Consider the following 7,606-nt stretch of genomic DNA (forward strand, 5'->3'; position numbering starts at 1 on the left):
GCTCCAGCTCCCGCCTGCGCTTGCGCGAACTCCTCGACCATCGCCAGCAGCCGCCGCTGGGCCAGCGTCTGCGCGGCATCCCAGCGATTGAAGCCATCGCTGTCGTGCGCCATCAGGAAGCCGAGCTGGGCATCGGTATAGGGATAGCTGACATGCACCGGCGCCGAGAAACCGCGCAGCAGCGACGGCACCGGCGGCTCGGCAAGCCCCTCAAGCCCGGTGAAGACGAAGGTCTCGACCGACTGGCGCAGCTCGAGCAGGCGCGTGCCCGGTGCCGGGGCGCTCGTCTCGCCCTGAAGTTGCAGCGGCAAATCCTGCCCCTGGGCATCGAGCAGGCCAAGCGCGAGCGGGATGTGCAACGGCTGTTTCTCCGGCTGGCCCGGCGTTGGCGGCGTGTGCTGGCGCACCTCGAGGCGATAGGTGCCGGTCGCGGCGTCGAATCGGTCGGCGCAATCGAGTTGCGGCGTGCCGGCCTGGCGGTACCAGCGTTTGAACTGGGTCAGATCGACCCCGCTGGCGGATTCCATGCAGCCGACGAAGTCATCGGTGGTCACGGCCTGGCCGTCGAAGCGCTCGAAATAGAGATCAGTGGCCTGGCGGAAGCGCTCCGGGCCGAGCAGATGGGCCTGCATGCGCACCAGCTCGGCGCCTTTTTCGTACACGGTCGCGGTGTAGAAGTTGTTGATCTCGATATAGGAGTCCGGGCGCACCGGATGCGCCATCGGCCCCGCGTCCTCGGGGAACTGGCGCGCGCGCAACTGGCGCACATCCTCGATGCGCTTGACCCCGCGCGAGCCCATATCGGCCGAGAACTCCTGGTCGCGATAGACGGTGAAGCCCTCCTTCAGGCTCAGCTGGAACCAGTCGCGGCAGGTGATGCGGTTGCCGGTCCAGTTGTGGAAATACTCGTGCGCGACCACGCCTTCGATGCCGGCGAAATCGGCGTCGGTGGCGGTCTCCGGGCGCGCCAGGATGTATTTGGCGTTGAAAACGTTGAGCCCCTTGTTCTCCATCGCGCCCATGTTGAAGTGACTGACGGCGACGATGTTGAAGACGTCGAGATCGTACTCGCGGCCATAGCGTTCTTCGTCCCAGCGCATGGCGCGGATCAGCGACTGCATCGCGTGCTCGCACTTGTCCTCGTTACCGGGCTCGACATAGATGCGCAGCGGGATCTGGCGCCCGGAGGCGGTCGTGAAGCGCGCCTCGACCGCGCGCAGATCGCCCGCCACCACCGCGAACAGGTAGCTCGGCTTCGGAAAGGGATCATCCCAGCGCGCGCACAGGCGGCCATCGGCGAGCCGCTCCTCGCCGGCCGGATTGCCGTTCGCGAGCAGCACCGGATAGCGCTCGGGGTCGGCGATCAGCGTGACCCGATAGGTCGCCATCACGTCGGGGCGATCGAGGAAATAGGTGATGCGCCGAAAGCCCTCGGCCTCGCATTGGGTACAGAGCATGTCGCCGGAGACATACAGGCCCTCCAACGCCGTGTTGGCGCTTGGATTCAGCCGCACCCGGGTCCATAACCGAAACCGGTCCGGCACCCGGCGCACGCGCAGATGATCGTCCGCGACCTGATACTCGGCCGGCGTCAGCGAGCGCTCGTTGAGGCGAATCGCCTCCAGCTCGAGTTGCTCGCCAGCGAGTCGCAGATCGCCGTCGCCACGGGTCGCCGCCGGATTGCGGCGCAGACGGAGTTCGGCTTCGACGACGGTCTGTCGGGGGTCGAGTTCGAGACGCAACTGCACGCTGTCGATGAGGAATTCGGGCGGCTGATAGTCGCTGAGGCGGATAACGGGCGGCGTGGTGCGGTACATCGGCGTGGTTGTCGGTTCTGCTCAAGAATGGGGACGAGGATCGGAATCGGGCTTGGCGCGCTGGGGCCACCTATGCCAATCTTGGGTGATTCGGCCGCGACGACCGGATTTCAAGCAGCATGGCTCGGCGTCACGGCCGGCGCGATGGCCGGGGCGGGCGAGCCGTTTCGATAGGACTTGATCCATGATGCCCCTCGTACAGATGTATGCGACCGCCTTCTGCCCCTATTGCGTGCGTGCGCGCCGATTGCTCAAGCGCAAAGGCGTTGACTTTGAAGAGATCCGCGTCGATATGGACGAACAACAGATGCGCACCATGATCCAACGCAGCCGACGCACCACGGTGCCGCAGATCTTCATCGGCGACCGGCACATCGGCGGTTATGACGATCTGGTCGAGCTGGATCAGGACGACAAGCTCGACCCATTGCTCGGCAAGCAATCGCGCCCGGCTCGTCCATAAACGCGGTGAACTTCTTGGCCACGCCAACCGAAGCGCCGGGCGCGATAGGGCCCGGCCTGTCCATAAACCCGGTGAACCCATGAGTGCGAACGCGCACCCGGCCGACGCCGACGCCGACACTGGCGCCAGCGACGGCCAACGGCTGGACAAATGGCTCTGGGCCGCGCGCTTCTTCAAGACCCGGCCGCTCGCGGTCGAGGCGATCAACGGCGGCAAGGTGCATGTCGACGGCCAGCGCGCCAAACCGAGCCGCATCGTGCGTCCGGGCACGCGGCTGAGCATCCACAAGGGTCCGCTGGCCTGGGAGATCGAGGTCAAGGCCGTCTCCAAGCAGCGCCGTCCCGCCAGCGAAGCCGCGCTCTTGTTCGACGAGGACGCCGCGAGCCGGCACAAACGCCAGGCGCAGGTCCAGGAACGCCGCGCCGCCGGCCCCCAGCCGCGCGGCGAGCGGGGACGACCGACCAAGCGCGATCGGCGCCGTCTCAGCGAGCTGACCGGCAAATAGGGCCGGGGCCGGACGCACGCCCGGGCCAGATCAACGCCAGCTCAGGGCCACGCCAAAAACCAGACCGGGACCAGAGGGCGACCGATGGACAACCAAGTCTTCCGCGAGACCTACAGCGCCATCAACGAGCGTTACTGCCCGTTCGAGAAGAGCATCCTGACCAACCAATGCGCCTGTCGCCGCGCCGAGCGCTTCTGCATCGCCGAGCGCGAAGGCGTGCATTGCAAGGCCGACGCGGCGCAAGCGCGCTGTGTCGCCCTCCTCGATATCCTCCGCGCCCAGGCGCGCTTTGCGCTGCGCACCACCGAGAGCGGGTCCGCGCTGCCGCATGCCAAGGCGATGCGCGTCCAGGTCGGCGGGCTACGCGGTCTCCATGCCCTGCTCGATCCGCAGGCGGAGATCCCGAGCACCATCGACGACATCGATGCCCTCGTCGAATCCGCCATCGCCCGCTTCGGGCGTCTCGAGGACCTGTCGTTCCAGGTCATCGTGCAGCAGATCGCCGCCTATCGCGGGCGGCGGCCGTTTCGCGAACGCCGGCGCTGAGGTGCCTCAGCGCTTGCCCAGGCCATCGCGTAAACGCCCGGCATTGGAGAGGCGCACGATGCGCGTCACCGCCGGTATCTGGCGCAAGCGGCGCATGATCCCGGCCAGATGCTTGCGCCCGGTGACATTGACGAGGAAGTCGAGGGTCGTGGTGGTGCCGTCCTTTTCCCGCGAATTGACGTTCTCGATGTTGGAGCCCTGCTCCGCGATGGCGGTGGCAATGGTGGCAAGCGCGCCGCGCCGATTACCGGCATCGACGCGGATCTCGGTCTGGAACTCGGCCTGGGGGTCTTCCGCCCATTCCACCTCGATCCACTGATCCCGTTTGGAGTGGAAGTCGCCGAGGTTGCCGCATTCGTTGCGATGCACCACGATCCCCTTGCCGGCGCTGAACAGGCCGGTGATGGGATCGCCCGGGATCGGCCGACAGCAGCGGGCGAAGTGGACCACCATGCCCTCGGTGCCGCGAATCGCCAGCCGCCGCGCGCCGCAGCCGTGCCCATCGCCCTCCCGAGCCCCCGGCTCGGCGGCGACCTCGCCCCCGGGTATCGGTTCGGCGGGGCCCGCCAAGCGGCGCGCGATCAGCATCGGCATGCGATTGCCCAGACCGATCTCGGCGAACAGGTGCGCGCTATTGTCGAGACCGCTTTCCGCCGCATGCGCGAGGATGCGCGGCTCGCCGATCTGCTCCAGGGTCAGCCCGAAGGCCGCCAATTCGGCCGCCAGCATGCGCTGGCCCAGGGCCTCCGCCTCGCGGTTCTTGAGATTCTTCAGATAGCTGCGGATGCTCGCGCGCGCCTTGCCGGTGACGACGAAGTTGAGCCAGGCCGCGTTCGGCTTGGCGCCGGGGGCGGTGATGATCTCGACCGTTTGGCCGCTGCGCAAGGGCGTGCGCAACGAGGCCAGACGCCGATCGATGCGCGCGGCGACGCAGGTGTTGCCGACATCGGAGTGGATGGCATAGGCGAAATCGACCACGGTCGCGCCCATCGGCAGCACCAGGATGCGGCCCTTGGGCGTGAACACATAGACCTCGTCCGGGAACAGGTCGACCTTGACGTGCTCAAGGAATTCCTGCGAATCGCCGGAGTCGCGCTGCACCTCGAGCAGACCCTGCAGCCAGTCCTTCGCCGCCGCCTGCGGCCCGGAGGCCTCGCCGGCGTTTTTGTACATCCAATGCGCGGCGATGCCGGACTCGGCGAGCCGGTTCATATCGGCGGTGCGGATCTGGATCTCGATCGGCACCCCCTGCGGGCCGATCAAGCCGGTGTGCAGCGATTGATAGCCGTTCGATTTCGGGATCGCGATATAGTCCTTGAAGCGCCCCGGCACCGGCTTGTAGAGATCGTGCACCTGCCCGAGCACCCGGTAACAGGTATCGACGCGGTCGACGATGACGCGAAAGCCGAACACATCGACCATGTCCTCGAACGAGCGCCGCTTCGCGCTCATCTTGCGATAGATGCTGTAGAGATGCTTCTCGCGGCCGAAGACCTCGGCGTCGATGCCCTCGGCCTGGAGTCGCGCGCGCAGCGTCTCCGCGACCTTGGTCACCATCTCGCGCTGGCCCTGGAGCTTATCGCGCACGGTGCGCGAGAGCACGGCATGCCGCCAGGGCCAGTGATGGCGAAAACCGAGGTCTTCGAGATCGAGCCGAATCCGGTTGATGCCAAGGCGGTTGGCGATCGGCGCATAGATCTCCAGGGTCTCGCGCGAGATGCGCCGGCGCTTGGCCGGCAGCATCGCATCCAGCGTGCGCATGTTGTGCAGCCGGTCGGCGAGCTTGATCAGGATGACGCGGATGTCGCGCGTCATCGCCAGCATCATCTTGCGAAAGCTCGCGGCCTGGGCCTCGGCGCGGGAGGGAAAGTCGATCTGGGTCAGCTTGCTGACGCCATCGACCAGTTCGGCGACATCCTCGCCGAAGATCTCGGCCAAATGCTCCTTGGCGGTGGGCGTATCCTCGATCACATCGTGCAGGATCGCCGCCATCAGCCCTTTGTAATCCATGCGCATCTCGGCGAGGATGCGGGCCACCGCGATGGGATGATAGATATAGGGCTCGCCGCTCTGGCGCTCCTGGCCCTGATGCGCCTCGGCGCCGAACAGATAGGCGCGGTAGACCTCGCTGACCTGTTCGCGCGGCAGATAGGCCTCGAGTTCGCCGAGAAGATCGCTGATGAGGAAACGCGCGGGTTCTTGGGCAGCGTCTTGGCGCGCGCCTGGCGCGGAGGCTGACGGCCCGCGCATGGCCGATGTCGAATCCGGGGTCGCAGCGGGCGGTGAACCTGAGGCCGAACTCGGCTTCAGCCCCAGCGCCAGGCCTCGCTGCGCCCCCAACGCATGGACGCGCACCGGCCCCGCAGAGACCGCCGCCCCCGCGTGCGCGGTATTCATCGCCACCTGTGCCTCAGTCTTCGGCATCCCGTGACGCCAGCTCCTCGGCCAATGCGCGCTCCAGGGCCTCGGCGGCATCCTGGGCCGCGCGATCGCCCTCTTCCAGGGTCTGCGGCTCGATCAGCCCGGCGGCGATCTCGCGCAGGGCCATCACCGTGGGCTTATCGTTCTCCCAGGGCAACAGGGGCTCGACCCCCTTGGCCAGTTGACGGGCACGCTTGGTCGAGACCAAGACCAATTCAAAGCGATTATCGACGTGTTCGAGGCAATCCTCGACAGTGATGCGAGCCATGCGAATACTCCAAGGCCAAGCCGGCCAAAATCCTGACACGCGACCCCCGACGGGGCGCAGGCCTGGTTGTTGCTAGTGTAAAAAGACCTGTCGGAATCGGTGCCCGTTGGGTCCGATCAACAGCGGATCGCTGTTTTATCGCCCGCGAAACCGAGCCCCGGACCACAGAGGCCAACACCACCGTTGGCCCTGTGCGGGCGCTGCCCGCGGGCGAGGGCGAACGACGCTACGAATCCTTAGGCTCAAATTACCAGAAAACCATCCTGCCCAACACCGTGGAGCGCAATGCGCGCGCGGTCGCGCCCGAGGGCGATCCCATGTCAACCATGGGACGCTATGACCATGCCGAACGCGGTGAGTTGCACCGCGCGAGCGCGCCTCAGCCATCCAGCATCGCGCGCAGCCGCGCCTGCTCGCGCGCCGCCTGTCGCGGGGTGCGCAGGCGTTCGGCCTTGACGATCGCGTCCAGATCGCCGAGCGCCTGCGCGAACCGGTCATTGACCACGAGATACGCGTATTCGCCCCAGTGCGACAGTTCATCGCGCGCCTTGGCCATGCGCTCTCCGATGACCGCGTCGCTATCCTGCCCGCGCCCACGCAGCCGCTCTTCCAACGCCGCCAGCGAGGGCGGCGCGATGAAGATCGACACCGCCTCGGGAAACCGCTCGCGGACCTGGCGCGCGCCCTGCCAATCGATCTCGAGCAGCAGATCCTGGCCGCGTTCGAGCGTCTCGCGCAGCGAGGATTCGGCCGTGCCATAGGCGTTATCGAAGACCCGCGCATACTCGATGAAGGCGCCTTCGGCGACCATCTGCTCGAAGCGCGCGCGATCGACGAAATGATAGTGCTTGCCATCGACCTCGCCCGGGCGCCGCGCGCGAGTGGTGTAGGAGACCGAGAGCGTCAGCGCCGGATCACGCTCGAGCAGCGCGGCAACCAGGCTGGTCTTGCCGGCCCCCGAGGGGGCCGAGACGACGAACAGGAGACCTTTGGACGCGGGGGACGCGGGGGCTGCGGGCATGGGGGTTCCTATGCGGATCGGGACGCGCCGGGGTGGGACGACGGCTGAGATGAACGATTATAACGATGGCGGGCCGAGCAGTCAGACCTGGCGTGCAGGCCCAAGCCTATGCGCGTGGCATCGCGATCGCGGTGCTGTCATCATGGCGGCTTCCGCCACTGATCGGCCCACATCCATGCACCCGGACTTCGACCTCGACCCTGACCTGCTCTATCTCAACCACGCCGCGATCGCGCCCTGGCCGCAACGCACGGTCGCGGCGGTCACGCGCTTTGCCGCCGAGCAGGGCCGGCTCGGCTCGCAACGCTATCCGGCCTGGCTCGAGGTCGAACAGCGGCTGCGCGAACGCGCGGCGCGGCTGATCGGGGCCGGCTCGGCGCAAGACATCGCCCTTTTGAAGAGCACCTCGGAAGGACTCTCGTTCGTCGCCCAGGGACTGGATTGGCGCGCGGGCGACAACATCGTCAGTATCGCCCAGGAGTTCCCCTCCAACCGCATCGTCTGGGAGACATTGGCCGAACGCGGGGTGGAGTTGCGCACCCTGGATCTCGCCGTCAGCGAGGGG

The 7,606-nt window shown here is 66.9% G+C and carries 8 protein-coding genes; 4 read left to right on the forward strand and 4 right to left on the reverse strand.

All coding sequences use genetic code 11. The features are described from left to right. On the reverse strand, positions 1 to 1,817 hold a 1,817-nt coding region (gene pepN / locus ACLFQI_RS09725), incomplete at its 3' end, for an aminopeptidase N (RefSeq protein ID WP_410758886.1). A gap of 187 nt (positions 1,818 to 2,004) precedes the next feature. On the opposite strand from pepN, the gene grxC reads away from it, so the two are divergent. From grxC to ACLFQI_RS09740, 3 genes are all read left to right on the forward strand, one after another. Continuing rightward, the gene (grxC, locus tag ACLFQI_RS09730; RefSeq protein WP_410758888.1) at positions 2,005 to 2,280 is read left to right on the forward strand and encodes a glutaredoxin 3; all 276 of its coding nucleotides are present in this window, start codon (positions 2,005 to 2,007) and stop codon (positions 2,278 to 2,280) included. A 79-nt stretch (positions 2,281 to 2,359) separates the two neighbouring features. Further along, a complete protein-coding gene (locus ACLFQI_RS09735) occupies positions 2,360 to 2,785 on the forward strand; it encodes an RNA-binding S4 domain-containing protein (RefSeq protein WP_410758890.1) in 426 nt (141 codons plus the stop codon). 84 nt (positions 2,786 to 2,869) lie between these two features. Further along, positions 2,870 to 3,331: a hypothetical protein gene (locus ACLFQI_RS09740; protein ID WP_410758892.1), complete on the forward strand. Its 462-nt coding sequence runs from the start codon at positions 2,870 to 2,872 to the stop codon at positions 3,329 to 3,331. A gap of 6 nt (positions 3,332 to 3,337) precedes the next feature. On the opposite strand, the gene ACLFQI_RS09745 is transcribed toward ACLFQI_RS09740, so the two are convergent. From ACLFQI_RS09745 to gmk, 3 genes are all read right to left on the reverse strand, one after another. Next, entirely contained in the window at positions 3,338 to 5,581 is a 2,244-nt protein-coding gene (locus ACLFQI_RS09745; protein ID WP_410758898.1) for a RelA/SpoT family protein, read from the reverse strand. A gap of 160 nt (positions 5,582 to 5,741) precedes the next feature. Continuing rightward, entirely contained in the window at positions 5,742 to 6,020 is a 279-nt protein-coding gene (gene rpoZ, locus ACLFQI_RS09750; protein ID WP_201244104.1) for a DNA-directed RNA polymerase subunit omega, read from the reverse strand. Positions 6,021 to 6,399: 379 nt separating this feature from the next. Then, on the reverse strand, positions 6,400 to 7,041 hold the full coding sequence (gmk, locus tag ACLFQI_RS09755; RefSeq protein ID WP_410758893.1) for a guanylate kinase: 642 nt from the start codon (positions 7,039 to 7,041) through the stop codon (positions 6,400 to 6,402). Between the two features lie 175 nt (positions 7,042 to 7,216). Between gmk and ACLFQI_RS09760 the strand changes: the two genes are divergently transcribed. Then, positions 7,217 to 7,606 (forward strand): aminotransferase class V-fold PLP-dependent enzyme (locus tag ACLFQI_RS09760; RefSeq protein WP_410758897.1); only part of this gene is annotated, 390 nt, incomplete at its 3' end.

It is taken from the genome of Halochromatium sp. (assembly GCF_046541315.1).
GTDB lineage: Bacteria > Pseudomonadota > Gammaproteobacteria > Chromatiales > Chromatiaceae > Lamprobacter.